The organism is Streptosporangium sp. G12 (genome assembly GCF_052983175.1).
This window is the reverse complement of sequence record NZ_JBRIQO010000004.1, coordinates 133,077-159,719: the sequence shown is the minus strand read 5'-3', so window position 1 is coordinate 159,719 and position 26,643 is coordinate 133,077. Positions and strand designations below refer to the sequence as shown.

Below are 26,643 nucleotides of genomic sequence, written 5' to 3'. Positions count from 1 at the left end.
AGCCGCGAGGACGTCCGCTGGCCTGCGACACCACGCCGGACAGGGAAACGGTCATAAAGCCTTAAAATTCCCTTCAGCCCCAATATCCCCTCTGGCCGCACATGTGGCTGACTCTCGAACGGAACGGATCGTCCAACCATGATCCGGTCACCTGACAGATCAGCCACGAAGAGGGACAACAGATGCGTAGATGGCGTGCGGCCGCAGTGATCGCGACGATCGGTGTCGCGATGGGGGCGCTGTCCGGGACGGCGACGGCCGACGGGCACGGCGACGACGACAGGCACCACCGCCGCACCTTCGACCTGCAGGCCCACCGGGGTGGGCTGGGGCTGGTCGTGGAGAGCACTCTCGCCTCGTTCGCCAACGGTCTGGAACTCGGGGTCAGCACGCTCGAACTCGACGTGCAGATCACCGAGGACGGCAAGGCGGTCGTGACCCATGACCGGCAGATCAACGGCAGGAAGTGCCGGGACACCGCCCCCGCGTTCGACGGCGACCCCGAGTTCCCCTACGTCGGCAAGTTCATCAACACGCTGACCCTGGCGCAGGTCAGGACCATGGACTGCGGCAGCCAGACGCTGGCGGAGTTCCCCGGCCAGCGGCCGGACCCCGGAGCCCGGATGCCCCTGCTGAGCGAGGTGTTCGACCTGGTCAAGCGCTACCGCGCGCACGACGTCATGCTCAACGTCGAGACCAAGGTCGAGGCCGGGGCGCCGCAGCAGACGGCCCCCAGGGAGCAGTTCGTCCAGGTCACGGCGGCCGAGATCCGCAAGGCCGGGATGCGGCGCCAGGTCACCGTCCAGAGCTTCGACTGGGGCGCCCTGATGCGGATGCGCCAGGTCGACCGGAAGCTGCCTCTCGTGGCCCTGACCAACCGGGACTTCCTGCAGACCGGACAGCCCGGCGCGTCCCCCTGGCTCGGCGGGATCGACATCGACGACTTCGGCGGCGACCCGCTCAAGGCGATCAAGTCCTTCGGCGCGACCGCCTTCTCCCCCGTGCACGGCACCCCGCAGAACGGGAAGATCACCGACCCCGGCTACCAGCCCTACGTCACCAAGGAGATGGTCGACCAGGCGCACCGCCTCGGCATCAAGGTGATCCCGTGGACCGTCGACGACGAGCCCACGCTGAACAAGCTCATCGACGACGGCGTCGACGGCATCATCACCGACTACCCCGACCGCCTGCGGAAGGTGATGTCCGACCGCGGGTTCGAGCTTCCCCGGCAGTACTCCCTCAGGTAGTCCCGACCGGGGTTCCCGCGCCGGTTTCGCGACCGCGCCGAGCTCACCGCCCTGGCCCGGCGACCACGCGCCCGCCCTGGAGTGAGGGCGGGAAGGGACGCCGGCCTGGCCGCTGTCCGGCGGTCCCACACAGGACCGCCTGGCCGCTGTACGGCGGTCCCGCACCGGACCCTCCGACCGGTGCGGGACCGCCGCCCGGCCTCTCTCCATCCGGTTCCCCATCCGGCCGGAATGTCGGCGCCACCTGGTAGAACCGACCTGGTTTCCCGAGCCGGAGGTGCCGATTGCGCGTCAAGGACATGCCCGCCAACGACCAGCCGCGCGAGCGCCTCCTGGCCGGCGGGGCGACCGCGCTGGCCGACCGGGAGCTGCTCGCCCTGCTGATCGGCTCCGGCAGCCGGGGCACCAACGCGATGGAGCTGGCCTCCCACCTGATCGCCCACTGCGGCGACCTGCACGGCCTGGCCCGCTCCGACGCCCACCGCCTGATGCGGGTGCCGGGCATCGGCCCCGCGAAGGCCGCCCGGGTCATCGCCGCCTTCCATCTCGTACGGCAGGCGCAGGCGGAGCCCGAGCGCCGCCGCGTCACCTGCTCCGGGGATCTGGCCGCCGTGGCGGCCCCGCTCCTGCGCGGCCTCAGCCACGAGCGGGTGGTCGTCGTGGTCTGCGACCCGAGCGGCGCGGTGACCCGCAAGGCGATCGTGAGCGAGGGCGGCAGCGACCACGCGCCCGCCCCGGTCCGCGAGATCATGAGCACCGTCCTCACCTCCGGCGGCTCCTCCTTCGGCCTGGCCCACAACCACCCCAGCGGCTCCCTCGACCCCAGCCTCGCCGACCTGGAGGTCACCGCCCGCCTGCGCGACGCCGCCGAGACCGTCGGCCTGCGCTTCCTCGACCACCTCGTCGTCACCGACACCGCCTGGCGTCGCGTCCCTCCTTGACAGGAGAAGGGGCCCGGCAGGTGAGTGTGGGAAGGGACGCCTGCCGGGCCGCTGTCCGGCGGTCCCGCACCGGACCCTCCGACCGATGCGGGACCGCCGCCCGACCTCCCCGGACGACATGGCCTCCTTCAGGGAGCTCGGGGGCTTTTGTGGGCGCCGGTCCGGAGTCGTCCTCCTCCCGGCGCCCGATCGTCAGTGGGCGGCGCCCATCAGGAGCCGAAGCCACAGCTCCTGTGTCCGCCTGGCGACCACCCAGGGCGACTCGTGCACGACCACTCCCTTTCTCGCCCGTTCCGTTCGCCGTACGAACATCAGCCCACCCGCCTGACAGAGCTCGTAGAAGGTGGGGAGGCAGTCACAGGTGTGCTCCTTGATCCGCAACCGGTCGGCCCTCGGCCGCTCGGGCCTCCAGTCGATCGGCTCGTAACCCACCTGCAACGGCGCCACGTGATGCCCGTGATGCCGCCCGACCGGCACCCCCGCCACCACGAGGACTCCCATCCCCCACGCGCCCATGTGATGACAGTACGTCTAGTCGTATCGTCTCGTCAAAATTGATATTGAGCTTCGGGAAATCAGAGGTACCGTTATGACTACCTCCGTAGGCGTTCGTCTATATTTTGAATGTGCTCGATCATGATGGAGACACCCACCTCTACCTCCAGATCGCAGAGATCATCCGCCAGCGGATCACGGAGGCGAACCTTCCGTCAGGGCATGCCGTTCCAAGCGAGACCGACATCAGGAGCGAATTCGGTGTCGCACGAACAACCGCGAGACGAGCGGTTCAAACACTGCGGGACGAGGGACTCGTCTACACCGTTCAGGGTGAGGGAACGTTCGTGGGTCCGCCCGACGAAGGAGTTCGCCAACCTCGCAGAACACCCATGTATCAGCAGATCGCGGATGAGATCGCCGAGCGTATTCGCAACGGCTCCCTGCAACAGCGCCGCCCCATCCCAAGCGAGACGACACTGATGCAGCAATACGACGTGGCACGAGAGACCGCGCGTCGCGCGGTGGGACTCCTCCGTGAGCGAGGATGGATCTACACCGTGCCTCAGCGCGGGAGTTATGTCTCTCCTGAGGAGAAATGGCCGCAGGAGTAGCGAAGACGTTTATGGATTCATCCTGGTCAGCCGTATCGATACGTCTAATGCGTGGCCGTGCTCGACAGAGATGGACCGGTTCCCCTGTACAAGCAGGTAGCCGACATTGTGCAGGGTCACATTGATGAGAGCGATCTTGTCCCTGGTGACCCCATCCCTAGCGAGGCCGACCTCGAAGTCGACTACGGCATCGCACGCACCACTGCCCGCCGCGTGACTCGGGAACTTCGCGCCCGGGGTCTCGCACACACCATCCAAGGCAAGGGGACTTTCGTAGGTCCTGCGGGGGTTCCGCTTCGGCGACGGAAAACCCCCATCTACGAGGAGATCGCCAACCAAGTTGCCGACATGATCCAGCGAGGCAAGATCAAGGTCAATCGCCGAATTCCCAGCGAGAAACTACTCATGTGCGAGTACGGCGTCGCCAAGGCCACCGTCCGGCATGCCGTCGCGTTCCTGCGCAGTCAAGGCTGGGTTTTCACAGTGCCCTATCGCGGCACCTACGTGTTGCCACCGGAGGATTGGCCGACACAGACCCAGGAGCGCGACTCTTCGAGTGGATGAGGGTCAGGGGTGGGGACGAGAGCGGAGGGCTTCGAGGGCGCGGTCGGCGTGGGCCTCCATGGAGCTCTCGCTGTGGATCACTTCCAGGAGGCGGTGGTCCACGTCGATGACGAAGGTCATCCGGCGGGTGAGGAAGGGGCCCACCGCGACGGTGCGGCGGGCGCCGAGGCGCCGGGCGACGGTGCCGTCGGGGTCGGAGAGCAGCGGGAAGCCCAGCTGGTTGGCCTGGGCGAACCTCGCCTGCCTGTCCACCTGGTCGCGGCTGATCCCGATCCTGGTCGCCCCCTCGGCGGCGAAGTCGGCCGCCAGGTCACGGAAGTGGCAGCTCTCGGCCGTGCATCCGGAGGTCATGGCCGCCGGATAGAAGAAGAGCACCACCGGCCCCTTCGCCAGGAACTCGCTGAGCCGCCGCCGCGTGCCCGTCTCGTCAAGAAGCTCGAAGTCCTCGACCACATCTCCCACCGAGAGGCCCACGCCCACGAGTCATCTCCTTATGTCATCGGAGGATCTCCGCTCGCCCCTGGCCGTCGTGATCGGGCGAGAGTGGAAGTCGGAGTCCCAGCCTCATTTCTAAGCGATTCACCGGCCGAGCGACAGGCCCATAACCGACCCACCCTGGAATATCCGTTCTCATCCCGCGAAAACCCCGTGAACCGGCTGCGAATCACCGCTGCCCCTCAGCGGTCCTGGGGATGCGCCCCCGCATGTACGGATGTACGACGGCGAGCGCGAGGAACGTGCAGAACGGGGCGACCACACCGGCCCTGGGCGGCACGAAACGCAGGAGCAGGGACGCGCAGAGGGCGCCGAGGACGAGGGCGATCACGATGGCGGCGCGACGCCGGTTGTCGGTGGACCAGCCTGACGCCGAGGTCTCGAACAGCGAGGTGAGGGTGCCCGTGACGAACGTGGCCGTGATGCCGGCGAGGTTGACGCGGCGGGCCGCGGCGGCCTGCATGCCCATGGCGCAGGATCCCGCCCCGATCAGCGCGAGGATCGCGACAGGGCTGGGGGCTCCCGCGATGAGCGCCCAACCGGTGAGGAAGGCGATCTGGAGGGCCAGATCGGCCCACAGGAGCCTGACGGCGGCCAACGGCCACAACGCGTGCCCCTCGCGACGCCCCGGCATTGTGAAGCCGATGAGAAGTCCCGCGCAGAACCCCGCGCAGGCGAGTCCGGAGCGCAGTGCGTGGAGCGCCCAGTCCTCGCGGCCCGCGAGGGCGAAAAGGATGAGATTGCCGGTCATGTTCGCGGTGAAGACACCGCCGAGCCCGAGGAAGGCGATCGCGTCCGTCGCCCCCGACGCCAGCGTCAGCAGCACGAGAGCGACATGACTCCGCCGCTGGACGGACCTCGTCCCAAGCGTCCGTGTCGAACCGGACGCGGAAGACGGATTGGGAATGGGCACGGAAGACGGACCGAAAGGTAACGAGGGGTCTTCTCCCTCACGGCGAGTCATGGGGCTGATCGGCCATCTGCCGTCCTCCGTAGTCATGCGGTTGCGCGCACGATGAATTTTCCCAGCTCGGAGCGGTTTCACCCGGCTTTCCGCCTTCGAAAGCGGGTGACGCGATGCTTCCTTCCGAATCGGCCTCACGTTTGCGGGGAATCGTCCTATCCTGGCCGCACGCCGTACATCGAGGATCGGATCGACACCGTCGAATCCGACATCGCTGAGATCAAAAGCGACATCGCAGCGATCAAAGCCGGGCAGAGCGGTATGGAGCTGAAGCTCAACCGCGTGTCCCAGGACGTCGCCGAGCTCAAAGCCGGGCAGATCGGGATCCGCGACCTGCTCGCTCGCGTCGTCGTGCGGCTGGAGGGCGTGGCCTCGTAGCCCGTACGAGACCCGGACAGCAGCGAGCCCCGGCCCGGGGAAGGCCGGGGCTTTCGTATGTCCGCACCCGCCCGCGCCGACGCCACATCAAGGCCGCCATCGCCGAGAGGAGCGGCCAGGTGGCCGTCCGGCCCGTCGCGCCGGCTCGGCGGGGTCCGGGTCAACTCACCAGTGACCCGGCGTAGAACTGCGCGGGGTCCGCCGCGAGCGAGGCCTTCACGTAACGGCTCGTGTCATTGACCAGCACCTCGATCGCACCTGACCGCACGCCGTCGAGGCTCGCTCGGGCGACGTCCAGCGGGTCGATCTTCGGGATGTCGTAGCCGGCCATCATGTCGGTGTCGGCGGCTCCGAGGTGCACGCCCTGCACCAGGGTCTTCTGACCGGCGAGTTCGAGGCGCAGGCCGTTCGTCATGTTCCACTCGGCGGCCTTGGCCACCGAGTAGGCGCCCGCTCCGTCGGAGGCGAACCACGACAGCGCCGACAGGATGTTCACGATCGCCCCGCCGCCGTTCGACGCGAGAACCGGCGCGAACGCGCGGATCACGCCGAGGGTCCCGAAGAGGTGCGTGTCGAGCTCGAGCCGGATCGCGTCGAGGTCGCCGGTCAGAAGGTTCGTGCCAGTCGTGATGCCGGCGTTGTTGACCAGCAGGGTGACATCGGGGGCCGCGGCGGCCGCGTCCGCCACCGACCGCGCGTCGAGGAGGTCGAGGCGCAGCACCTCGACCCGCGGGTCGGACACCTCGATCAGCTCGGGGCGGCGGGCCGTGGCGTAGACCTTCGCGGCACCGCGCGCGAGCAGCTCGTCGACGAAGCGGCGGCCGATGCCGCGGTTGGCCCCGGTGACGAGTGCGATCGAGCCGGTGACATCCATGGGGGTTCCTTTCGATCCGTGACGGACGCGGTCGCGTCCGCCCGCTGTCGAGTACGTTAAGACTTGACGTTGACGTCAAGGGCAAGTCGTACGCGCCGGCGGGTGTCACCGGTCGAGACGAGAGACGAAAGACGAGATCGAAGGGTGCGCACATGCGGATCGGCGAGCTGGCCGGCAGGTCGAAGGTGAGCACGCGCGCGCTGCGCTACTACGAGGAGCAGGGCATCCTCAGCTCCGAGCGCACGCCGAGCGGTCAGCGGCTCTACGCGGATTCGGCGATCGACCGGGTGCGGCTCATCCGGCAGTTGTACGCCGCCGGGCTCGGCAGCCGCACGATCGCGACCATCCTGCCCTGCGTCGATGCCGGGCACGCGGAACCTGAGGTGATCGAGATCCTGCGCGCCGAGCGTGCCCGCATCACCGCGAGCATCGCCGAGCTGGAGGGGGCGGGGCGGAGGCTGGGTCAGGTGATCGAGCTCGCCGTGCGCCCGGATCCGGAGCACTGCCCGGCACTGCGCGAGCAGTCGGCCGCGGGGAACACCGAGAATGCCGGGAACGCCGCAAAGGCCGGGACCACGGCGTCGGTCTGACCGCGCGACGCGGGAGGGGTCCGGAGTCCGTACGGGCTCTAGAACACCGGGATGATGTCCTCGGGGTCGAGGGCTTCGACCTGGACGCCGTCGATGTCGAGTTCGGGGATGGCGGGGAACTCGATGCCCCAGCGTTCGACGATGGCGCGGATCCTGGCCATGGCCACGCGCCAGTTGTCCGCCTGTTCCTCGTAGGAGAGCACGCCGAGGCCCGCGTCGCGGGCGTGGTCCATCAGGACGCGGTGGTTGGGCAGGAAGTACGGCGGGAGCTCCCAGAAGCCGCCGGGAGGCTCCCAGAGGATCATCGAGAGGAAGACGAAGCCCGCGCGCAGCTGGCGGGTGATCAGGGAACGGGTGTCGTCGGTGAGGCCCGGCCACTCGTTCTCCAGGATGGTCATGCAGATCTGCAGGTGGCGCGACTCGTCGCGGCCGATGCGGTGGAACATGTCACCGAAGACGGGATGCCTGGTCCCGGTCGCCATGCCCCGGAACAGGGTGGACGCGGCCATCTCCCCCATCATGAAGCTGGTGAACAGCACCGGCAGGCTGTACCTGCCGACGGCGCCGCTGTAGCCCGTCCAGTAGCGGCCACCGTTGTGATAGAGCCAGCCGATGTTGTTGTGGGCGGCCTTCTCCAGGTCGGTGACGGGGGTCCAGTCGAGCGGCCCGCCCGGCCAGAGCCTGGCGATGGTGCGCTGGCAGCACTCCTCGTGGTTCATCTCGTCACGCGTGATCGAGAAGAAGCACTTCCTGACCGGGTCCTCCTCGTGCTTCTCGAACGCCTGGATGGTGGCGCGGGCGAAGACGGCCGGGCCCGAGGCGTCGAAGTTGGCGAGCACGGAGAACCAGTACATGATCCCGAGGCGCTGCTCGTGGGTGAAGTCGCTCGGCCTGAGATCCTCCCAGGGCAGGTCGGCCGGGTTCCAGACCGTCCGCTTGGACTTCTCGTAGATGGCGGCGAGCTTCTCGGTCTCGACCCGCCACTCCATCGGGTAGATGTTCGGCTGAGGGATCTCGGGAGCGGGCCAGAAACCGCCCTCGGGAATCGTCAGGTCCGCCATGGCCACACCCCCTGTGACGGCTTCGTCTCACATCTTGCGCCTGTATGTCATGTCTTTCAAGGACGCCCCGGGGTCCGGCCCGGCGCGCCCCACCTCGGGACCCGGCACAGGATCCGTCCCGACCCCGAAGATTTTCAGGAGCGGGCCCGCTGGGTCAGGGCGACGCACGCGAGGACGGCCAGCGCCGCCGCGATCGTGACCGGGCCGAAGAGCTCGCCGAGCAGCAACCAGGCCCACAGCAGCGTCAGCAGCGGCTGGGCGAGCTGGGTCTGCCCGGCGCGGGCGATGCCGCCCATGGCCAGGCCCGCGTACCAGGGGATGAAGCCGAGGAACATCGAGACCAGGCCGACGTACGCGAATCCGGCCAGCGAGGCGGCGGTGGGCCGCACGTCGGTGGTGAGCGCGAGCGCGACGGTGATCGGCACGGTCAGCGGGGTGGCGAGGACGAGGGTGTGGGAGATCACCCGCCAGCCGGGGGTCGCGCGGGCCAGGCGCCCGCCCTCGGTGTAGCCGACGGCGGCCGACAGCAGCGCGCCGACGAGCAGCAGGTCGGCCCCGGTGACGTGGCCGCCGCCCATGCTGAGGGTGAAGGCGGTGATCGACACGGCCCCGAGGCCGCAGGACACCCAGAACAGCGCCCTGGGCCACTCCCCCGCCCGCAGCACCGCGCAGGCGGCGGTGGCCGCGGGCAGCAGCCCGATCACCACGGCGGCGTGCGAGGTGGAGGCCCCGGCGTAGAGCGCCAGGCCGCTGAAGAGGGGGAAGCCGAACACCACGCCCGCCACGATGACGCCGTACGACCGGAGCTGGGACCTGGGCGGCAGCAGCGGCACCCCGGCCACGAGCAGGAACGCGGCGGCCGCGACGGCGGCGACGGCGGCCCGGCCGACCGCCACCAGGTAGGGGTCGAAGCCCTCCATCGCGAAGACGGTCGCCGGGAACGACCCCGAGAACGCCAGCACCCCGAGCCCGGCCAGCAGGGTTCCCCGCCAGGCTCTGCCCGGCGCCCCGGGCGGCACAGCGCCGGCCGTCCGCCGATCGTGGCGTGCCTCCCGTGGAGGCACCACACCGGGCAGCACCTCTCCGGGCGAGACCGGCGAGACCGTACCCGCCGCTATCCGATTTGGCACGATAGCGCTACTCTTTTCACTCATGAATGACGATAGCAGTATCGTCCGGCTCACCGCCACGCTCCGTGAGGAGGTGTCGCGGCTCCGTCCGGGCGACCGGCTGCCGTCGAGCCGGGAGCTGGTCCGGCTGCACAACGTGAGCCCGGTGACCGTGTCGCGCGCGATCGGCAGGCTCGCCGCCGAGGGAAGGGTGATCACCAAGCCCGGCAGCGGCGCCTACGTGGCCCCGGCGATCACGCGGGGCGGCGACAACGCCGACATGTCGTGGCAGACGGTGGCGCTCGGTGACAGGGTGGTGGACGACAGCGAGGTCAGCGGCCTGCTCACCGCCCCGCCCGAGGGGGTCATCCCGCTCACCGGCGGCTACCTCAACCCGGTCCTGCGCCCCTCCAGGGCCCTGTCGGCCGCCGCCTCCCGGGCGCTGCGCCGCCCCGACGTCTGGGCGATGCCGCCGCTGGCCGGTCTCTCCGAGCTGCGCAGGTGGTTCGCCCAGGAGCTGGGCGGCGACGTCACCCCCTCGGACGTGCTCATCGTCAGCGGCGGGCAGGCGGCGCTCATCCACGCCTTCCGCGCCCTCGCCGCCCCCGGCACCCCCGTCCTCGTCGAGACCCCCACCTACCCGGGCGCGCTCGCGGCGGCGCGGGCCGCCGGGCTCCGCGCGACGGCCGTGCCCGTCGACCGCGACGGGGTGCGGCCCGAGCTCCTCGCGGAGGCGTTCGCCGTGACCGGCGCGCGGGTCTTCCTGTGCCAGCCGACCCTGCACAACCCCACCGGCGCGACCCTGCCCCCGGAGCGCCGCGAGCAGGTGCTGGCGATCGCCCGCGCCGCCGGGGCGTTCGTGATCGAGGACGACTACGCCCGCTACTTCACCACCTCCCCCGTACCGCCGCCGCTGGTCGCGCTGGACGCCCACGGCACGGTCGTGCACATCAACTCCCTGACCAAGGTCCTGTCGCCGAGCCTGCGGGTCGCCGGGGTCGTCGCCCGGGGCCCCGCCGCCCGGCGCCTCCGGGCGAACCAGCTCGTGGAGTCGTTCTTCGTGGCCAGGCCGCTCCAGGAGACGGCGCTGGAGTTCGTCGGCTCGCCCGCCTGGCGTCGCCACCTGGCCACCCTGGGCACCGAGCTGGCGCTTCGCAGGGACACCCTCGCCGCCGCCCTGACCGCCCGGATGCCCGGCGCCGGGATCCACCTCGTCCCCCGTGGCGGTCTGCACGTGTGGGTACGGCTCCCCGAGGACCGGGACGAGGAGACCGTGGTGGAGACCGCCAGGAGGGCGGGCGCCCTGGTGAGTCCCGGGCGCATCTACTACCCCGCCGAGCCGCCGGGCCCGCGCATCAGGGTGACCCACTCGGCGGCCGTCCACACGGCCGAGCTGGTCGAGGGCGTACGCAGGCTGGCGACGGCCCTGGACACCCTCTGACCGGGAGCACCCTCACCGGCGGCGTCCTCGGCGCTGGTCCGGCCTCTCCACACCCTCATGATCATGGTCTCTCCTCCGGTACGACGCGCGCCGGCCGGTCTCCTTGAACGCGAGATAGGCCAGGTACCACATGACGACCTCCTCAAAACACCATCTATGACCCTATGGAGGTGTCGCAGGGAACACAACCCCCTAATGGCGTACAGTGGTTGCGAACAGGGAGGAGGTAAGCGACGACATGGACGATCCCTCCGAGCTGGTGATCGACTTCGTGAACACGTACGACGTCGAGGAGGAGACCGACTCGATCCCCTCCCCGGCCGCGCTGACCGCCTGGCTGGCCGGACGAGGCCTGATCGGCCCGGGAGACACGGCCACCGATACCGATCTGGCGACGGCCGTCGAGCTCCGCGAGACCCTCCGCGAGGCCCTCCGCCACAACCACGACCGCCCCGGCGGCGGTGATCACGACCCCGGGCCGTCGCGGCCCTTCGGCGCCCTCCCGCTGCGCGTCGCCCTGACCGCCGGTGGGCCGGTGCTCGAACCGGTCGCGACGGGGGTGCCCGGCGGCCTGGCCGGGATCGTCGCCGCCGTGATGGGCGCCCACTCCGGCGGGATGTGGCCCCGTCTGAAGGTCTGCACCGAGAGCACCTGCCAGTGGGCGTTCGTCGACTCGTCCAAGAATCGTTCACGCTCGTGGTGTTCCATGAGGGTCTGCGGCAACCGCACGAAGACAAGGGCATATCGGGCCCGACGGCAGACGGAGCCGGGTTCACGTCATCTCTGAGTCGGATTCCCCGATACGGTGTAAGAGCCTGCCTCACGGATCCACCCGCCTGATGCCCGCTCGCGTGGCACGAGATCCACGAGACAGCGCGTTTCGAGGCGACGGCAGACGGCAGAGAAGGAGCGGGCCGAGATGGCAGACGTAGGCGTGCGGGCGGCTCGGCACGAGGATGTCGCCGCGGTGACGGGCACCCAGATCCGCGCGTGGAAGTACGGCTACCGGGACTTCCTTCCCGAAGGACCGCTGGAGCAGATGACCGGCCCGGCGGCCGAGAAGATGTGGCGCCAGCAGTGGGAGGACGCGATCACCTCGCCGCCCAGCCGCCGGCACCGCGTGCTGGTGGCCGTGGAGCAGGTCGTCCTCGACACCGACGCCTTCCCGGCGCTCGGTCCCGGCGGCATCGAGGCCATGGCCGCGCTGCAGGGCGCGGAGAAGGTCGCCGGTCTGGCCTCACACGCCCCGGCGGAGGATCCCGACCTCGACCCGACCACCGCCGGGGAGATGCTCACCTTCCTGATCGACCCCGACCACGTCCGGCGCGGCCACGGCAGCAGGCTGCTGAACGCCACGGTCGACTACCTCCGTGACGACGGTTACCACACCATCGTGACCTGGGTCTTCGCCGACAACTACGCGGTGCTCGGCTTCCTGGAGTCCGCCGGGTGGGGCGCCGACGGGGCCGAGCGGGTCATCGACATGGGCCGTACGGTGCGGATGATCCGCCTGGCGACCGACATCAGCTAGAGCCGGAGAGGAACCTCGCACGCCCATGGCCACCCCGAGCCAGTGGATCGCCGGAGCACGTCCGCGCACCCTTCCCGCCGCCGTCGTCCCCGTCGCCATAGGCACCGGAGTCGCGATCGGGCACTCCGGAGGGGTGTGGTGGCGGGCCCTGCTGGCCCTGTTCGTGGCCCTCGCCCTCCAGGTGGGCGTCAACTACGCCAACGACTACAGCGACGGGGTGCGCGGCACCGACTCCGACCGGGTCGGCCCGATGCGCCTGGTCGGCTCCCGCGCCGCCTCGCCCCGCCAGGTCCTCACCGCGGCCCTCGCCTGCTTCCTGGCCGCCGCGGTGGCCGGGCTGGTGCTCGTCGTGGCCACCGGGGCGTGGTGGCTGCTGCTGGTCGGCGCGCTGGCGATCGCCGCGGCCTGGTTCTACACCGGCGGCTCCAGCCCGTACGGCTACCGGGCGCTCGGCGAGGTCTCGGTCTTCGTGTTCTTCGGCCTGGTGGCGGTGGCGGGCACCACGTACGTCCAGCTCGAGTACCTGCCCTGGCTCGCGGTGGCGGCGGCCGTCCCGGCGGGCCTGCTGGCCTGCGCGATGCTCGTGGTCAACAACCTGCGCGACATCGTGACCGACGGGCCCGCGGGCAAGCGCACCATGGCCGTGGTGCTCGGTGACCGCGGCACCCGGGTCCTCTACACCCTGTGCCTGCTGCTGCCCCTGGTGATCGCGCCCGCGCTGGCGCCGTGGCGGCCGTTCGCGGCCCTGGCGCTGCTCGCCGCCCCGCTCGCCGTCGCCCCGGTGAAGGCCGTACGGGCGGGCGCGACCGGCTCCGTGCTCATCGCCACGCTCCAGCAGACGGGCCGCTTCCAGCTCGTGTACGGCCTGCTGCTCACCATCGGCCTGGCCCTCTGAGCCCGCGAAGGACCGGCTCGCCGGCCCCGCCGAGGCCCCCGAGGCCCCTCCACCCGGCCCTGCCGAAGCCCGGCTTCACGGCCCGCTGAACCGGCCCCGTCACAGGATGCGGCGCATCACGACGCGGGGGACGATCTCGATGCCCAGCTCGCGCTCGTGGCGCACCAGCTCGGCCAGCTCCGGCCCCCACTCCGCCGGATCGAGCACGGAGAAGCCGCGCCGGGCGTACCAGGGCGCGTTCCAGGACACGTCGCGGTAGGTCGTCAGCGTCACGGCGGCGAAACCGGTCGAGGCCGCGTGCTCGCAGACGGCCTCCAGCAGGCGCCCACCGGCCCCCCTGCGCCCGTGGTCGGGGTGGACGGCGAGCTGGTCGAGGTGGACCTGCCCGTCGACCAGGCCGAACAGGGCGAACCCGATCGGCGGGTCGCCGGCCACGAGCACCCGGGAGGGGTCGCCGGCCTCCTCGACCATCGTGGTCCCCGGCGGGAAGGTGATCCCCACCTGGGCGAAGACCCCGTCGGCCGCCAACTCCACCGCCACCAGCCCGGCCAGCTCCTCCGGCCGCGCCCAGCGGACCTCAGTCGAAGTCGAAGATGGAGTGCTTGTCATAGAAGTGGAGGATATAGCGGCACCGTTCGCAGATCATCAGGGTTAACCGGTGCGACGTGATACCCCAGCGGCTGTCGAGCCTGCCCTGCTCCTGCTGGAACGCGGTGCCGTGACAGAGCGGGCAGGCGAGCTCGGAAGGTGTCATGGTCGAGCGGCGCAAGGCCCGGGGTTCCGGAGACGGCGGAACCGGCGGGCCCGGCGGGTCACGCGCTAGAGGTCGAGAAGATGCTCCAGGCCGACGGTGAGGCCGGGGAGCTCGCGCACCCGGCGCACGCCCAGCAACACGCCCGGGGTGAACGACGAGCGGTTCATGGTGTCGTGGCGGATGGTGAGGATCTCGCCGTCGCCGCCCAGGATGACCTCCTGGTGGGCGATGAGCCCGGCCAGCCGGACCGCGTGCACGCGGACCCCGTCGACGTCGGCGCCGCGCGCCCCGTCGAGCTCCGTGCTGGTGGCGTCCGGCATCGGCGCAGAACCCGCCTTGCGCCGGGCCTCGGCGACCAGCTCGGCCGTGCGGCGGGCGGTGCCCGAGGGCGCGTCGGCCTTGTTGGGGTGGTGCAGCTCGACGATCTCGGCCGACGCGAAGTAGCGGGCCGCCTGCTGGGCGAAGTGCATCATGAGCACGGCCGCGATGCCGAAGTTGGGGGCGATCAGCGCGTTGACCCCGGGGTTGGCGTCCAGCCAGCCCCTGACGGTCGCCAGCCGTCCCGCGTCGAAGCCGGTGGTGCCGACCACCGGGTGGATGCCGTGGGAGACGCACCATTCGAGGTTGCCCATGACGACGTCGGGGTGGGTGAAGTCGACCACCACCTCGGCGCCTTCCAGCCCCTCGATCGGGTCACCCTGGTCGACGGCCGCGACCAGCTCCAGATCGTCCGCCGCCTCGACGGCCCTGCACACTTCGACACCGACGCGCCCTCGGGCGCCGAGAACTCCAACCCTGATCACGGGCCCAAGGCTATACCGAAGACCCCGGGACGACGGACGGCCCCGGCGCGGAACGCCGGGGCCGCTCGTACAGGGAGCTGTGAGGGAACCGTCAGCCGGTGACGGCCGCGCTGAAGTCCCTGTCCTCCTCGTAGGGGCCGATGACCGCGAGGGTCATCGGGCGGGTGAGGACCTCCGAGGCGACCTCGGCGATCTGCTCCGGGGTCACCGCGTCGATCCTGGCGAGCAGGTCGTCGACCGAGAGCAGCTCGTCGAAGACCAGCTCGCCCTTGCCGATCCTGGACATCCGGGAACCGGTGTCCTCCAGGCCGAGCACGAGACCGCCGCGCATCTGGCCCTTGCCGCGGACGATCTCCTCCTCGGTGATGCCGTCGGCGACCACGCGGAGCACCTCCTCGCGGCAGATCTTCAGCACGTCGTCGATCTTCGACGGCAGGCAGCCGACGTAGATGCCGAACTGGCCGGTGTCGGCGAGGGCGGAGGTGTAGGAGTAGGCCGAGTAGGCCAGGCCCCTCTTCTCCCTGATCTCCTGGAACAGCCGTGAGGACATGCCGCCGCCCAGCGCCGCGTTGAGCACGCCGAGCGCGAAGCGGCGCTCGTCGGTGCGGGTCAGCGCCGTCGTGCCGAGGACCAGGTTGGCCTGCTCGGTCGGCCGGTGCACCACCCGCGTGCCGGAGCGGAGCTCGACGCCGGGACCCGACACGCGCGGGGGCACCGGCGAGGCGTCCCCGCCCAGGGCCCCGGCCCGCTCGTAGGCCGCGGCGACCAGGGCCACGACCCGCTCGTGATCGACGTTGCCCGCCACCGACACCACGGTGTGGGTGGGCAGGTAGTAGCGCCGGTAGTACTCGGCGATCCGGTCGCGGGTGACCGCGGTGATCGAGTCGACCGTGCCGAGGATCGGCCTGCCGACCGGCGTGTCACCGTACAGCTCGGCGGAGAACTGCTCGTGCACCACGTCCGAGGGATCGTCGTCGTGCATGGCGATCTCCTCCAGGATCACGCCACGCTCGGCCTCGACGTCCTCCTCGCTGATGAGCGAGGAGGTCACCACGTCGGCGAGCACGTCGATCGCCACCCGCAGGTCCTCGTCGAGGACCCGCGCGTAGTAGCAGGTGTACTCCTTGGCGGTGAACGCGTTGATCTCGCCGCCGATGCCCTCGATGGCCGCGGAGATCTCCAGGGCGTCCCGCGTGGGCGTGCCCTTGAACAGCAGGTGCTCGAGGAAGTGGGAGGAGCCCATGTGCTGGGGGGACTCGTCTCTCGATCCGATGCCGACCCACATGCCGACCGCGACGGAACGCACGGTCGGCATGGACTCGGTCACCACCCGGAGCCCACCGGGAAGGACGGTGCGCTTCACGACCCCGGCGCCGTCCTTGCCGGGGTGCAGAGTGGTGGTGATCACGAGTTGCGGTCTTCCCCTCCGCCACCACCACGGTTGCCGCCACCGCCACCGCCGTTGCTGCTGCGGGTGCGGGTGCGGCGGGGCCGCTCCTCGCGGGGCCGCTCGTCGGCGGCGGCGGACGCCTCGGCGTCCGGGGCCGACGACGGCTCGGCGTCACCGGACTCGGCCCTGGCCGCGGCCTCCTTCTCGATGACCTCGACGGGCACCAGGGAGAGCTTGCCGCGCGAGTCGATCTCGGCGATCTCCACCTGGACCTTCTCGCCGACGTTCATGACGTCCTCGACGTTCTCGATGCGCTTGCCGCCGTGCAGCTTGCGGATCTGGGAGACGTGCAGGAGGCCGTCCTTGCCCGGCATGAGGGAGATGAAGGCACCGAAGGCGGCGATCTTGACGACCGTGCCCAGGTAGCGCTCGCCGACCTCCGGCATGTGCGGGTTCGCGATGGCGTTGATCGCCGACCTGGCCGCCTCGGCGGACGGGCCGTCGGTGGCGCCGATGTAGATGGTTCCGTCGTCTTCCAGGGTGATCTCGGCGCCGGTGTCGTCCTGGATCTGGTTGATCATCTTGCCCTTCGGGCCGATGACCTCTCCGATCTTGTCCACCGGGATCTTGATCGTGATGATGCGCGGGGCCGTCGCGTTCATCTCCGCCGGGGAGTCGATGGCCTCCTGCATCACGTCGATGATCGCCAGGCGGGCGCCCTTGGCCTGCCGCAGCGCGGCCGACAGCACGGAGGCCGGGATGCCGTCCAGCTTGGTGTCGAGCTGGAGGGCGGTGATGACGTCCTTGGTGCCGGCGACCTTGAAGTCCATGTCGCCCATGGCGTCCTCGGCACCGAGGATGTCGGTCAGCGTGACGTACTGGTCGCCCTCGTTGATGAGGCCCATCGCGATGCCCGCGACGATGCCCTTCAGCGGGACGCCCGCGTCGAGCAGCGCCATCGTCGAGGCGCAGACCGACCCCATGGAGGTCGAGCCGTTGGAGCTCAGCGCCTCGGAGACCTGGCGGATCGCGTACGGGAACTCCTCGCGCGCCGGCAGCACCGGCAGGAGCGCCCGCTCGGCGAGCGCGCCGTGACCGATCTCGCGCCGCTTGGGCGAGCCCACCCGGCCGGTCTCACCGGTGGAGTAGGGCGGGAAGTTGTAGTTGTGCATGTAGCGCTTGGTGCGCTCGGGGTTGAGCGTGTCGATCATCTGCTCCATGCGGAGCATGTTGAGCGTGGTGATGCCCAGGATCTGGGTCTCGCCGCGCTCGAACAGGGCCGAGCCGTGCACGCGGGGCACGATGTGGACCTCGGCGCTGAGCTGCCGGATGTCCTTGACGCCGCGGCCGTCGATGCGGACGCCCTCGGCGATGACGCGCTCGCGCATGAGCTTCTTGGTCAGCGACCGGAACGCGGCGCCGATCTCCTTCTCGCGGCCCTCGAAGTCGGGGCCGACCTTCTCCAGCACCAGGGCCTTGACCCGGTCGAGCTCGGTCTCGCGCTCCTGCTTGCCGGCGATGGTGAGCGCGGCGGCGAGCTCGCTGCGCACCGCGCCGGTCACGGCCTCCAGGACGTCGTCCTGGTAGTCGAGGAACAGGGGGTACTCGGCGGTCTCCTTGGCGGCGACCTTCGCGACCTTGGCCTGCGCCTCGCACAGCACCTTGATGAACGGCTTGGCGGCCTCGAGGCCCTGGGCCACGGTCTCCTCGGTCGGCGCCACGGCACCCTCGGCGACCAGCTTGAGCGTGTCGCGGGTGGACTCGGCCTCGACCATCATGATCGCGACGTCGCCGTCGTCCAGGACGCGGCCCGCGACCACCATGTCGAAGGTGGCACTGGCCAGCTCGGTGTTGGTCGGGAAGGCGACCCACTGGCCCTCGATCAGCGCGACGCGGACGCCGCCGATCGGACCGGAGAACGGCAGCCCGGCGAGCTGGGTGGACAGGGACGCGGCATTGATCGCCACGACGTCGTACAGGTGCTCGGGGTGCAGCGCCATGATGGTGGCGACGACCTGGATCTCGTTGCGCAGACCCTTGACGAACGAGGGGCGCAGCGGCCGGTCGATCAGGCGGCAGGTGAGGATGGCGTCCTCGGAGGGACGGCCCTCACGCCGGAAGAACGAGCCGGGGATGCGGCCCGCGGCGTACATTCGCTCCTCGACGTCCACCGTGAGGGGGAAGAAGTCGAGGTTCTCCTTGGGATTCTTGGACGCGGTGGTCGCGGAGAGGACCATCGTGTCGTCGTCGAGATAGACGACGGCGGAACCCGCCGCCTGGCGCGCGAGCCGCCCGGTCTCGAACCGGATGGTACGCGTGCCGAATGAGCCGTTGTCGATAACGGCTTCGCTGCTGTGGACACCCTCCACGGGGGACCTCCTTGTTTCGGTCGCCCGCGTCCGGCCAGACGCACGTGTCGCGCCTGGTTCGTCATGTTGCCGGCTCCCCGTAGGTGCAGCGCCGGTCTTCGATCGAAGCGCCCGGTTCCGTATGGCTTGTGCCATGATGACCGGGGGCCACTACCGAGGACCGGCCCTCCGACGCCGTGGGGCGCGCTTGCTTGCGGACGCGGGGCACTGTCTCGGCTATTCAGTTTGCTCACCGGGGCGGCGTCTTCGTGGCGCGACGCGCCGACACCACCCCGTATGAGATATGAGGGAGCGGCGCGAACGCCACCCCCTCACAACACTATCGGCGCAGGCCGAGCCGCTCGATGAGCGAGCGGTAGCGCGCGATGTCCTTGCTCTGCAGGTACTTCAGCAGCCGGCGACGGCGGCCGACGAGCAGCAGCAGGCCACGACGGCTGTGGTGGTCGTGCTTGTGCACCTTCAGGTGCTCGGTGAGCTCGCTGATGCGCTTGCTGAGCAGCGCGATCTGCACCTCGGGGGAACCGGTGTCGGTCTCACCCTTGGCGTAGTCACCGATGATCTGCTTCTTTGCTGCGGTGTCGAGCGACACTTTTCTCCTTGAACCTCTGCGGGCACGCGCAATTCCGGCTCCCCGAACGACCGTGCGTGCCTACAGTCGCCGTGGCGAGATCAGCACCGGGATCATCGATCGCCGGTTACAGAGCTGACATGCCAGGTTACCACCGGCTTCAGTGCCCTCGCACATCGTACGAAAGCACCGGCGAGCCCTGTCAGGAAACCCCGGCGGGACCGGGAGAGCGGGACCGGACAGGAGCAGGACGGGAGCAGGCGGTGGCAGGCGGGAAAGGTCAGCTCGTCAAGCGCCGCACCTCGTCCACGTCGGCGTGGATCTGCGCGACGAGCGCCTCGATCGAGTCGAACCTGGTGTTGCCCCGCAACCTCGGCCCGAAGTCCACGGCCACGTGCGCGCCGTAGAGATCGAGGTCGTCGCGGTCGAGCGCGTACGCCTCGACCGTGCGGGGCACGCCCTCGAAGGTCGGGTTGGTGCCCACCGAGATCGCCGCCGGCCAGCGCTCGCCGCCGTAGACGGCGGGCAGGTTTCCGGTCGAGACCCCCTGCAGCCAGCCGGCGTAGACGCCGTCGGCGGGGATCGCGGTGAACTCCGGCGACTCCAGGTTCGCCGTCGGGAAACCGAGTTGCCGGCCGCGCTGGTAACCGCGGACCACCACGCCCTCGACCCGGTGGGGGCGGCCGAGCGTCCGCGTGACCGCCTCCATGTCCCCGGCGGCGATCTGCTCGCGGATCCGGGTGGAGGAGATCGTCTCCCCCTCACTGACCAGCGGGACCGCCTCGGCCACGAAGTCGTACTTCTCCCCGAGGGTGCGCAGCGTCTCCACGTCACCGGAGGCCTTGTGCCCGAAGCGGAAGTTCTCCCCCACCACGACCCCGGCGGCGTGCAACCGGTCGACGAGCACGGTCTGCACGAACTCGTCCGGGCTCATCCGGGAGAACTCCAGCGTGAACGGCAGGACGCACACCGCGTCGACGCCCAGCCCCGCGAGGAGTTCGGTGCGGTGCCTGGCCGTCGTCAGCCTCGGCGGGTGCGTGCCGGGCCGCACGACCTCCTCCGGATGCGGGTCGAAGGTCACCACCACCGAGGACACCCCGAGACGCGCGGCCATCGCGACGGCACGGGTCACCATCTGCTGGTGCCCGCGATGAACGCCGTCGAAGACGCCGATGGTGATGACGGACCTGCCCCAGTCTTCGGGCACGTCGTCCAATCCGTGCCAGCCTCGCACCGCAGCCTCTTCCCTCGTAGCGGATGAACCCCTAAAGACTGCCATGCTCCGAGTCCTTCTCCCCAATCGGGGAGCCCCTTGGCCGCGACCCGCCGCCGGCCACGCGGGACCTCGGAGAACGTCGAAGAACGTCGGAGGACTTTCAACGGACTTCCGACGGACTTTCCGTGGACTTTGCAGGACGAACCGGACAGGCGATGACAGGCAGCCCGTCAGGAGACGAAGACCGCCAGGGACTTGGCGATCTGGCCGTGCTCCTCGACCAGCGCCACCAGGGTTCCGTCGGGGCCGAACACCCCGATCGGCCCGCTTCCCAGGCCCAGCGCGGGCAACCGCCCGCCGTGCGCGACGGAGGCCGCCTCCTCGGCGGTCACGTCCCGGCGGGGAAAGGCCGCCGCGACCGCGTCGGCCATCGGCAGGATCACGCACTCGGCGGCGAGCCGCTCCAGGGTGTGGGCCGCCGACAGGTCGTAGGGGCCCACCCGGGTACGGCGCAGGGCGGTCAGGTGGCCGCCGACCCCCAGGCCGGCGCCCAGGTCGCGGGCGAGCGCGCGGATGTAGGTGCCGCTGGAACAGGACACCGAGGCGTCGACGTCGACGAGGTCGCCGTGCCGGCGTACGGCGGTGATCTCGAAGCCCGACACGGTCACCGGGCGAGCCTTGAGCTCGACCTCCTCGCCCGCCCTGGCCCGCTTGTAGGCCCGCTCGCCGTTCACCTTGATGGCGCTGACCTGCGGCGGGATCTGCATGATCGGGCCGGTCAGCGTGGCGACACCCTTCCTGATCTCCTCCTCGGCGACCTGTGCCGCCGACGCGGTGGCGATGATCTCGCCCTCGGCGTCGTCGGTGTTGGTGATCTGGCCGAGGCGGATCGTGGCGTCGTAGCCCTTCTCGGTGAGCGCGAGGTGGCCGAGCAGGCGGGTGGCCTTCTCGACGCCGACCACCAGCACGCCGGTGGCCATCGGGTCGAGGGTGCCGGCGTGGCCGACCTTGCGGGTGCCCGCGATGCCGCGGAGCTTGGCCACGACGTCGTGCGAGGTCCACTCGGCGGGCTTGTCGACGATGATCAGCCCGCTCGGCGGCGGGGTGCGCTTGGCGCGAGCCGTACTCATTTCGGTCCTTACAGGCGTGCCGGGAAGGGTTTTACAGCAGGGCCCGGAGACTCGCGATCGTCTCCTCGACGGGCTGGTGGGAGGTGAAACCCGCCGCCTTGGCGTGCCCCCCGCCCCCCAGCGCGGCGCTGACGCGCGAGACGTCCACCCCGCCCTTGGAGCGCATGGAGACCTGCCAGACGCCTTCGTCGTCCTCCTTGAGGATGGTGGCGACGTCCGCCTGGTCGGTGCGCCGGATCACGTCGATGATCCCCTCGATCTCGTCGTACGGCAGCCCGTACGCGGCGCGGTCGGCGCGGGTGACGAACGTCCAGACCAGGCCGCCGCCCACCTCGGGCTCCAGCCGCACCCTGTCGAGCACGGCGCCGAGCACCTTCAGGTAGCCGAACGGGGAACGGTCCCACAGCTCACGGGCGATCTTCTCGGGGTCGAGCCCGGTCTCCAGCAGCCGGGCGGCCATGGCGTGCGTGTCAGGAGTGGTGGAGGAGTGCCTGAAGGAGCCGGTGTCGGTGACGAGCCCGACGTACAGGCAGGTCGCGATGTCCTTGTCGACCGGCAGGCCGAGCCGGTGGATCAGCTCCTCGGCGAGCACGGCGGTGGCCGCGGCGCCGGGGTCGACCAGGTTGAGGGTGCCGAACCCGGTGTTGGACGGGTGGTGGTCCAGCACGACCAGCTCGTGTGCCTTGGCCGTGTTGCCGGTCAGCACGCCGAGGCGCCCGACGGCGGGAACGTCGAAGGTGACCATCACCTCGGGCGCGGCCGGGTAGTGCGCGGGATCGGCGAGCAGATCCTGCCCCGGCAGGAAGCGCAGCAGCCTGGGCACCGTGAAGCGCCGGTCGCCGAAGGAGGCGGTGACCCGCTTGCCCGCCGCGCGCAGCGCGAGCCCGACGCCCAGCATGGAGCCGAGCGCGTCGCCGTCGGGCGAGACGTGGCAGGCCAGCGCGATCTCGTCCGCGGCGGAGATGAGCTCGACGGCCCGGGCCCAGTCTTGACCGGACACCGGGCCCGCCGAGTCGTCGTCACGCAGGTCGGGCGTCACGTCGCGGAGTGTCCCGCGCGTTCCGAGGATTCGTCTTCTTCGTCCCCGGAGTCGTCGCCGTCTTCCCGGTCCTCGGGCTTGCGGTAGGGGTCGGCGTCCCCGGCGTGCGAGGCTCCCTCGGCCCGCTTGGCAATCTCCACGTCCCTGGCCTTCGCCTCGGCGAGCAGGTCCTCCAGGTGGCGGGCGGTGTCGGGAAGCGGGTCGTGGGTGAACGTCAGCGTCGGGGTGTGGCGCAGGCCCGTCTGGCGGCCCACCTCCGAGCGGATGAGCCCCTTGGCGCTCTCCAGGGCCACGGCGGAGTCGGCCCGCTCGGCCTCGGAGCCGAACACGGTGTAGAACACCGTGGCCTCGCCCAGGTCGTTGGTGATGCGCGTGTCCGTCACGGTCACGAACCCCAGCCTGGGGTCCTTGATGCGGCGCTCCAGCATCTCCGCCACGATCTGCTGGATCCGATCGGCGATCTTGCGTGCGCGTGCGGCGTCCATAGCTCCCCCCTTCTCACGGGGAGGGCCGGTGGCGGTAGGGGTGCTTCCGCCGACCGGCCGTCTCCGTATCTAGTCCTCGTCCTCGTTGTAGAGCCGGTGCCTGGCGGACAGCAGCTCGATCTCCGGGTGGAAGGCGATCAGTCGCTCGCAGTCGTCCAGCACCGCGCCGCAGTTGGCGGCGGTGGAGGAGACGACCGCGATCCCGATCTCGGTACGGCGATGCAGATCAAGATGGCCGGTCTCCGCGACGGCCACACCCGGGAACCGTCGCTGCACCTCGGCGACGATGGGACGCACCACCGAGCGCTTCTGCTTCAGCGAGTGGACGTCGCCGAGCAGGATGTCCAATGTCAGGGCACCTACATACATAGTGGGTCACTCGCCACGGTCGGCACCGTGCCACGGGGCGCGGGCCCCGCCCGCCGGCCGCGCACCCGAGGGGGCGCGGCCGGCGGAACGGTTCCTTCGCCTGTCGAGGCATCAGGCTCGCGGCTTCTCCCGCATCTCGAAGGTCTCGATGACGTCATCGATCTTGATGTCGCTGTAGCCGACACCGATACCGCACTCGAACCCTTCACGGACCTCGGTCGCGTCGTCCTTGAAACGGCGCAGCGAGGAGACGGTGAGGTTGTCGGAGATGACGACCCCGCCGCGGATGATCCGGGCCTTGCTGTTGCGGACGATCGTGCCCGAGCGGACCAGAGCACCGGCGATGTTGCCGATCTTCGGCACCTTGAAGACCTCGCGGACTTCGGCGGTGCCCATCTGGACCTCTTCGAACTCCGGCTTGAGCATGCCCTTGAGGGCCGCCTCGATCTCCTCGATCGCCTGGTAGATGACCGAGTAGTAGCGGATGTCGACGCCCTCGCGCTCGGCCAGGTCGCGCGCCCTGACCTCGGGACGCACGTTGAAGCCGATGATGACGGCGTTGTCGTCGGCGACCGCCAGGTTGACGTCGTACTCGGTGATCGCACCGACGGCGCGGTGGAGCACCCGCAGGCGCACCTCGTCGCCGACGTCGATCTTGAGCAGCGCGTCCTCCAGGGCCTCGACGGAACCGGAGACGTCACCCTTGATGATGAGCTTGAGCTCGTCGACCTGGCCCTTCTCCATCTCGCTGAAGAGCTCTTCGAGGGTGCGGCGACGGCCGGACTTGGCCATGTCCGCGATGCGCTTGCGCGCGGCGCGCTGCTGGGCGATCTGGCGCGCCATCCGGTCGTCGGTGACGACGATGAAGTTGTCACCGGCTCCCGGCGTCGCGGTCAGACCCAGGACCTGCACCGGACGGGACGGGTCGGCCTCCGGGATCGCCTCGCCCTTGTCGTCGAGCATCGCCCGGACGCGGCCGAAGGCCTCGCCACAGACGATCGAGTCGCCGACGCGGAGCGTGCCGCGCTGGACCAGCACGGTCGCGACCGGGCCGCGGCCCTTGTCGAGGTGCGCCTCGATGGCGACGCCCTGGGCGTCCATCGTGGCGTTGGCCCGCAGGTCGAGCTCGGCGTCCGCGGTGAGCAGGATGGCCTCGAGCAGCTGCTCGATGCCGATCCCGTTCTTGGCGGAGATGTCGACGAACATCGTGGTGCCGCCGTACTCCTCGGCGACCAGGCCGTACTCGGTGAGCTGGGCCCGCACCTTGCCCGGGTCCGCGCCCTCCTTGTCGACCTTGTTGACCGCGACGACGATCGGCACGTCGGCCGCCTGGGCGTGGTTGAGCGCCTCGACGGTCTGCGGCTTCACACCGTCGTCGGCCGCGACGACCAGGACGGCGATGTCGGTCACCTTGGCGCCTCGGGCACGCATGGCGGTGAACGCCTCGTGACCCGGGGTGTCGATGAAGGTGATCTTCCGGTCTTCGCCCTCGTGCACGGTGGCGATCTGGTAGGCACCGATGTGCTGGGTGATGCCACCGGCCTCCCGCGCCACCTCGTTGGTGTTGCGGATGGCGTCGAGCAGCTTGGTCTTACCGTGGTCGACGTGACCCATCACGGTCACCACCGGCGGACGCGCGACCAGGTCGGACTCGTCGCCCTCGTCCTCGCCGAACTCGATGTCGAAGGTCTCCAGGAGCTCGCGGTCCTCCTCCTCCGGGCTGACCACAAGCAGGTTGTAGTCGAGCTCGGCGGCCAGAAGCTGGAGCGTCTCCTCGTTGACCGACTGCGTGGCGGTCACCATCTCGCCCAGGTGCAGCATGATCTGCACCAGGGACGCCGGGATCGCGCCGATCTTGTCGGCGAAGTCCGACAGGGAGGCGCCGCGCGACAGGCGGATCGTCTGCCCGTTGCCGCGGGGGGCCTGCACGCCGCCGATCGCCGGGGCCTGCATGTTGTCGAACTCCTGGCGCCGCTGGCGCTTGGACTTGCGACCGCGGGTCGGGCGTCCTCCGGGACGGCCGAACGCGCCCGCGGTGCCTCCACCGCGACCACGGCCACCGCCGCCGGGACGGCCGGCGAAACCGCCGCCGCCGCCACCGGGACCACCGGTTCCGGTGCCGGGACGGCCTGCGCCGCCACCGCCACCCGGGCGACCGGCGAAACCGCCGCCGCCACCGGGACGACCGCCGCCACCGCCGGGACGGCCGGCGCCGCCACCGGGACGACCGGCACCCGCACCGCCGCCGGGACGGCCGGCGCCGCCACCGCCGCCACCGGGACCGGCGGGCCGGCCCTGGGGCATCATCATCGGGCTGGGACGCGGACCGCCGGGACGCGGGCCGCCGGGGCCGCCCGCACCGCCGCCGGGACGCGGGCCACCGGCACCGGGACCCGGACGCGGGCCACCGGATCCGGGCGGGCCGGAACGTGCGCCGGGCGGACGGGGACCGGCGTTGTCGCGGTCCTGACGAGGACCGCGGTCCTCGCGGGGACCGGGACGCGGACCCCTGTCGCCGGGACCGCCGTCACGGCCGGGGCCACCGGGACCACCGGGGCCGCCGGCCCGCGGCGGACGGGCCTGACCCATGCCGCTGGCGTTCGACGAGAACGGGTTGTTGCCGGGGCGCGGGCCACGCGGGCCCGGACGCGGACCGGGCTTGGGCGCACCGGCACCGGGGGCACCGGCACCGGGCCTGGGGCCCGAAGGCGCTCCACCCGGACCGCCCGCCGGACGACCGCCCTCGGGACGCGCCTCGGGGCGCTGGGCGGGACCCGGACGCGGAGCGGGCCTGGGACCCGGCTTGGGACCGGGGCCGGAGGCCGCCGGACGCGCGCTGTCGGTGCGGGGTGCCTCGAACCGCGGGGCCTGCACCTGCGGCGGCTGCTGACGCGGCGGCTGCGGGGGCTGGACCGGCGGAGCCGGGGGGACGACCGGCGGGGCCGCCTGCGGCGCGGGGGCCGCGGGACGAGCCGGTGCGGGACCCGGACGAGGACCCGGCCTGGGGGCCGGTCCCGGCTTGGGGATTGATGTCGACGCCGTGGAGGCGCCGTTGGGCTGGCCGTCTCCCGGCCGAGGGGCCGCCTGAGGCGGCCTGGGGCCTCTGCCCCTGTCGGACGAGCCCTTACTGGGGCCGCCCAAAGCTTCCGTGAGCCTGCGGACTACCGGTGCTTCGATAGTCGAGGACGCCGAACGCACGAACTCGCCCATCTCCTGGAGCTTGGCCATGACGACCTTGCTCTCCACACCGAACTCCTTGGCGAGCTCGTATACCCGGACCTTCGCCACTGCACTCCCTTGTCTCGGCCCGGGAGGCGG

At 70.7% G+C, this 26,643-nt stretch carries 27 protein-coding genes; 9 read left to right on the top strand and 18 right to left on the bottom strand.

The genetic code is table 11. From position 1 onward, the window contains the following. Nucleotides 1–182 precede the first annotated feature (182 nt). Together ACVCAG_RS07825 and ACVCAG_RS07820 are read left to right on the top strand one after the other, a co-directional pair. Nucleotides 183–1,250, top strand: a complete 1,068-nt coding sequence (locus ACVCAG_RS07825; RefSeq protein ID WP_440083024.1) for a glycerophosphodiester phosphodiesterase family protein — start codon at nt 183–185, stop codon at nt 1,248–1,250. Between the two features lie 284 nt (nt 1,251–1,534). Next, nucleotides 1,535–2,191: a RadC family protein gene (locus ACVCAG_RS07820; protein WP_440083023.1), complete on the top strand. Its 657-nt coding sequence runs from the start codon at nt 1,535–1,537 to the stop codon at nt 2,189–2,191. Nucleotides 2,192–2,383: 192 nt separating this feature from the next. Here the strand turns inward: ACVCAG_RS07820 and ACVCAG_RS07815 are convergent, their stop codons facing one another. Then, nucleotides 2,384–2,707, bottom strand: coding sequence for a hypothetical protein (locus tag ACVCAG_RS07815; RefSeq protein WP_440083022.1), 324 nt, complete (start codon nt 2,705–2,707; stop codon nt 2,384–2,386). Between the two features lie 110 nt (nt 2,708–2,817). On the opposite strand from ACVCAG_RS07815, the gene ACVCAG_RS07810 reads away from it, so the two are divergent. Together ACVCAG_RS07810 and ACVCAG_RS07805 are read left to right on the top strand one after the other, a co-directional pair. Then, nucleotides 2,818–3,300: a GntR family transcriptional regulator gene (locus ACVCAG_RS07810; RefSeq protein WP_440083021.1), complete on the top strand. Its 483-nt coding sequence runs from the start codon at nt 2,818–2,820 to the stop codon at nt 3,298–3,300. A gap of 51 nt (nt 3,301–3,351) precedes the next feature. Then, nucleotides 3,352–3,864, top strand: coding sequence for a GntR family transcriptional regulator (locus tag ACVCAG_RS07805; protein ID WP_440083020.1), 513 nt, complete (start codon nt 3,352–3,354; stop codon nt 3,862–3,864). Nucleotides 3,865–3,867: 3 nt separating this feature from the next. Here the strand turns inward: ACVCAG_RS07805 and ACVCAG_RS07800 are convergent, their stop codons facing one another. The 3 genes from ACVCAG_RS07800 to ACVCAG_RS07790 form a co-directional block, all read right to left on the bottom strand. Next, nucleotides 3,868–4,344 (bottom strand): redoxin domain-containing protein, encoded by a 477-nt coding sequence (locus ACVCAG_RS07800; protein ID WP_440083019.1) that lies wholly within the window; start codon nt 4,342–4,344, stop codon nt 3,868–3,870. Nucleotides 4,345–4,528: 184 nt separating this feature from the next. Then, nucleotides 4,529–5,185: a YoaK family protein gene (locus ACVCAG_RS07795; RefSeq protein ID WP_447189621.1), complete on the bottom strand. Its 657-nt coding sequence runs from the start codon at nt 5,183–5,185 to the stop codon at nt 4,529–4,531. 676 nt (nt 5,186–5,861) lie between these two features. Next, on the bottom strand, nt 5,862–6,575 hold the full coding sequence (locus ACVCAG_RS07790; RefSeq protein ID WP_447189620.1) for an SDR family oxidoreductase: 714 nt from the start codon (nt 6,573–6,575) through the stop codon (nt 5,862–5,864). Nucleotides 6,576–6,727: 152 nt separating this feature from the next. Here ACVCAG_RS07790 and ACVCAG_RS07785 point away from each other — a divergent pair, with 152 nt between their 5' ends. Continuing rightward, a complete protein-coding gene (locus ACVCAG_RS07785) occupies nt 6,728–7,165 on the top strand; it encodes a MerR family transcriptional regulator (RefSeq protein WP_447189619.1) in 438 nt (145 codons plus the stop codon). A gap of 38 nt (nt 7,166–7,203) precedes the next feature. Here ACVCAG_RS07785 and ACVCAG_RS07780 read toward each other — a convergent pair whose 3' ends face one another. Together ACVCAG_RS07780 and ACVCAG_RS07775 are read right to left on the bottom strand one after the other, a co-directional pair. Next, a complete protein-coding gene (locus ACVCAG_RS07780) occupies nt 7,204–8,226 on the bottom strand; it encodes a hypothetical protein (RefSeq protein WP_440083015.1) in 1,023 nt (340 codons plus the stop codon). 134 nt (nt 8,227–8,360) lie between these two features. Next, the gene (locus ACVCAG_RS07775; RefSeq protein ID WP_440083014.1) at nt 8,361–9,356 is read right to left on the bottom strand and encodes an EamA family transporter; all 996 of its coding nucleotides are present in this window, start codon (nt 9,354–9,356) and stop codon (nt 8,361–8,363) included. 22 nt (nt 9,357–9,378) lie between these two features. Between ACVCAG_RS07775 and ACVCAG_RS07770 the strand changes: the two genes are divergently transcribed. From ACVCAG_RS07770 to ACVCAG_RS07755, 4 genes are all read left to right on the top strand, one after another. Then, entirely contained in the window at nt 9,379–10,776 is a 1,398-nt protein-coding gene (locus tag ACVCAG_RS07770; RefSeq protein ID WP_440083013.1) for an aminotransferase class I/II-fold pyridoxal phosphate-dependent enzyme, read from the top strand. Nucleotides 10,777–11,014: 238 nt separating this feature from the next. After that, a complete protein-coding gene (locus ACVCAG_RS07765; protein ID WP_440083012.1) occupies nt 11,015–11,563 on the top strand; it encodes a CGNR zinc finger domain-containing protein in 549 nt (182 codons plus the stop codon). Between the two features lie 132 nt (nt 11,564–11,695). Continuing rightward, nucleotides 11,696–12,307, top strand: a complete 612-nt coding sequence (locus ACVCAG_RS07760; RefSeq protein WP_362677609.1) for a GNAT family N-acetyltransferase — start codon at nt 11,696–11,698, stop codon at nt 12,305–12,307. Nucleotides 12,308–12,332: 25 nt separating this feature from the next. Further along, the gene (locus ACVCAG_RS07755) at nt 12,333–13,202 is read left to right on the top strand and encodes a 1,4-dihydroxy-2-naphthoate polyprenyltransferase (RefSeq protein ID WP_447189618.1); all 870 of its coding nucleotides are present in this window, start codon (nt 12,333–12,335) and stop codon (nt 13,200–13,202) included. A gap of 99 nt (nt 13,203–13,301) precedes the next feature. Here the strand turns inward: ACVCAG_RS07755 and ACVCAG_RS07750 are convergent, their stop codons facing one another. The 12 genes from ACVCAG_RS07750 to infB form a co-directional block, all read right to left on the bottom strand. Beyond that, the gene (locus ACVCAG_RS07750) at nt 13,302–13,811 is read right to left on the bottom strand and encodes a GNAT family N-acetyltransferase (RefSeq protein ID WP_440083010.1); all 510 of its coding nucleotides are present in this window, start codon (nt 13,809–13,811) and stop codon (nt 13,302–13,304) included. Continuing rightward, nucleotides 13,780–13,971, bottom strand: coding sequence for a hypothetical protein (locus ACVCAG_RS07745; RefSeq protein ID WP_447189617.1), 192 nt, complete (start codon nt 13,969–13,971; stop codon nt 13,780–13,782). The genes ACVCAG_RS07750 and ACVCAG_RS07745 overlap by 32 nt, the downstream gene beginning before the upstream one ends. Before the next feature lie 50 nt (nt 13,972–14,021). After that, the gene (dapB, locus tag ACVCAG_RS07740; protein ID WP_447189616.1) at nt 14,022–14,759 is read right to left on the bottom strand and encodes a 4-hydroxy-tetrahydrodipicolinate reductase; all 738 of its coding nucleotides are present in this window, start codon (nt 14,757–14,759) and stop codon (nt 14,022–14,024) included. 91 nt (nt 14,760–14,850) lie between these two features. Further along, nucleotides 14,851–16,164 (bottom strand): insulinase family protein, encoded by a 1,314-nt coding sequence (locus tag ACVCAG_RS07735; RefSeq protein WP_440083177.1) that lies wholly within the window; start codon nt 16,162–16,164, stop codon nt 14,851–14,853. Further along, entirely contained in the window at nt 16,164–18,518 is a 2,355-nt protein-coding gene (locus ACVCAG_RS07730; protein WP_447189615.1) for a polyribonucleotide nucleotidyltransferase, read from the bottom strand. Before ACVCAG_RS07730 ends, ACVCAG_RS07735 begins: the two co-directional genes overlap by 1 nt. A gap of 319 nt (nt 18,519–18,837) precedes the next feature. After that, on the bottom strand, nt 18,838–19,107 hold the full coding sequence (gene rpsO / locus ACVCAG_RS07725) for a 30S ribosomal protein S15 (RefSeq protein WP_030904195.1): 270 nt from the start codon (nt 19,105–19,107) through the stop codon (nt 18,838–18,840). Nucleotides 19,108–19,366: 259 nt separating this feature from the next. Then, a complete protein-coding gene (locus ACVCAG_RS07720) occupies nt 19,367–20,320 on the bottom strand; it encodes a bifunctional riboflavin kinase/FAD synthetase (RefSeq protein ID WP_440071124.1) in 954 nt (317 codons plus the stop codon). 212 nt (nt 20,321–20,532) lie between these two features. Further along, a complete protein-coding gene (gene truB, locus ACVCAG_RS07715) occupies nt 20,533–21,432 on the bottom strand; it encodes a tRNA pseudouridine(55) synthase TruB (protein ID WP_447189614.1) in 900 nt (299 codons plus the stop codon). 31 nt (nt 21,433–21,463) lie between these two features. Further along, on the bottom strand, nt 21,464–22,471 hold the full coding sequence (locus ACVCAG_RS07710; RefSeq protein WP_447189613.1) for a DHH family phosphoesterase: 1,008 nt from the start codon (nt 22,469–22,471) through the stop codon (nt 21,464–21,466). Then, complete coding sequence (gene rbfA, locus ACVCAG_RS07705; RefSeq protein ID WP_344745459.1) at nt 22,468–22,956, bottom strand: 30S ribosome-binding factor RbfA; 489 nt, start codon at nt 22,954–22,956, stop codon at nt 22,468–22,470. Before rbfA ends, ACVCAG_RS07710 begins: the two co-directional genes overlap by 4 nt. A gap of 69 nt (nt 22,957–23,025) precedes the next feature. Next, on the bottom strand, nt 23,026–23,325 hold the full coding sequence (locus ACVCAG_RS07700) for a DUF503 domain-containing protein (RefSeq protein ID WP_329091737.1): 300 nt from the start codon (nt 23,323–23,325) through the stop codon (nt 23,026–23,028). Between the two features lie 111 nt (nt 23,326–23,436). Continuing rightward, complete coding sequence (infB, locus tag ACVCAG_RS07695; protein WP_440083006.1) at nt 23,437–26,613, bottom strand: translation initiation factor IF-2; 3,177 nt, start codon at nt 26,611–26,613, stop codon at nt 23,437–23,439. Between the last annotated feature and the right edge of the window lie 30 nt (nt 26,614–26,643).

Bases quoted from the DNA above. Each gene is read 5' to 3' on its own strand.
- ACVCAG_RS07825 (WP_440083024.1), top strand. From the start codon at position 183: ATGCGTAGATGGCGTGCGGCCGCAGTGATCGCGACGATCGGTGTCGCG.
- ACVCAG_RS07815 (WP_440083022.1), bottom strand. From the start codon at position 2,707: ATGGGCGCGTGGGGGATGGGAGTCCTCGTGGTGGCGGGGGTGCCGGTC.
- ACVCAG_RS07790 (WP_447189620.1), bottom strand. From the start codon at position 6,575: ATGGATGTCACCGGCTCGATCGCACTCGTCACCGGGGCCAACCGCGGC.
- ACVCAG_RS07785 (WP_447189619.1), top strand. From the start codon at position 6,728: ATGCGGATCGGCGAGCTGGCCGGCAGGTCGAAGGTGAGCACGCGCGCG.
- ACVCAG_RS07780 (WP_440083015.1), bottom strand. From the start codon at position 8,226: ATGGCGGACCTGACGATTCCCGAGGGCGGTTTCTGGCCCGCTCCCGAG.
- ACVCAG_RS07770 (WP_440083013.1), top strand. From the start codon at position 9,379: ATGAATGACGATAGCAGTATCGTCCGGCTCACCGCCACGCTCCGTGAG.
- ACVCAG_RS07765 (WP_440083012.1), top strand. From the start codon at position 11,015: ATGGACGATCCCTCCGAGCTGGTGATCGACTTCGTGAACACGTACGAC.
- ACVCAG_RS07760 (WP_362677609.1), top strand. From the start codon at position 11,696: ATGGCAGACGTAGGCGTGCGGGCGGCTCGGCACGAGGATGTCGCCGCG.
- ACVCAG_RS07755 (WP_447189618.1), top strand. From the start codon at position 12,333: ATGGCCACCCCGAGCCAGTGGATCGCCGGAGCACGTCCGCGCACCCTT.
- ACVCAG_RS07750 (WP_440083010.1), bottom strand. From the start codon at position 13,811: ATGACAAGCACTCCATCTTCGACTTCGACTGAGGTCCGCTGGGCGCGG.
- truB (WP_447189614.1), bottom strand. From the start codon at position 21,432: ATGAGTACGGCTCGCGCCAAGCGCACCCCGCCGCCGAGCGGGCTGATC.
- rbfA (WP_344745459.1), bottom strand. From the start codon at position 22,956: ATGGACGCCGCACGCGCACGCAAGATCGCCGATCGGATCCAGCAGATC.
- ACVCAG_RS07700 (WP_329091737.1), bottom strand. From the start codon at position 23,325: ATGTATGTAGGTGCCCTGACATTGGACATCCTGCTCGGCGACGTCCAC.